This window comes from Solibacillus sp., assembly GCF_040273735.1.
In the GTDB taxonomy this organism is placed as follows: domain Bacteria; phylum Bacillota; class Bacilli; order Bacillales_A; family Planococcaceae; genus Solibacillus.
In genome coordinates this window covers 1-533 of the sequence record NZ_JBELZM010000046.1, presented here as the reverse complement: position 1 = coordinate 533, position 533 = coordinate 1, and the positions used below count along the sequence as shown (strand labels likewise).

The following is a 533-nucleotide window of genomic DNA, read 5'->3' as shown; positions in this document are numbered from 1 at the left end:
CCGAACTAGGGCACGTCAAAATCGGTCAAGGTCTTACAATTAGCGAAGATGGAACATTAAATGCAGAGGCTCAAGCTGTACCCAACGCATCTACCACTATTGCAGGTATTACAAAGCTAAACGATTCGTTAACAAGTACTTCTACAAGTGAGGCGGCTACAACAAATGCAGCGAAAAAGTTAAACGATGCGAAGCTTAATAGGGCTGGGGATACGATGACGGGAGACCTTACTATTAACAAAGGTATACCTCGCGTTTATTTGCAAGTACCTGGCGTTGATTACACCACTGAGTTCAGAAATAACGCATCGCCTACTAACGACTTCGGTTTCGACATTTATAGAAAGAACATTAGAGCATTGCACATAAGTCCTTCAGGTGCTGTTTGGGTGAGGGATAATGCAGGTGTTGAATTTAATCTAGGCGATTTAAAGTCATCTGTCAGTAATGGTAAATCTGCCATAGCGAGCGCCATTTCTGACGGAGGGGTTTATACAAGCCCTATAGCATCGTTCGCTGACATGGCAAATAAC

1 protein-coding gene is annotated in these 533 nt (G+C 43.3%); it reads left to right on the top strand.

The genetic code is table 11. From position 1 onward, the window contains the following. The coding region (locus tag ABS917_RS18880; RefSeq protein WP_350480425.1) for a tail fiber protein at window positions 1-533 on the top strand (533 nt) is incomplete at both ends.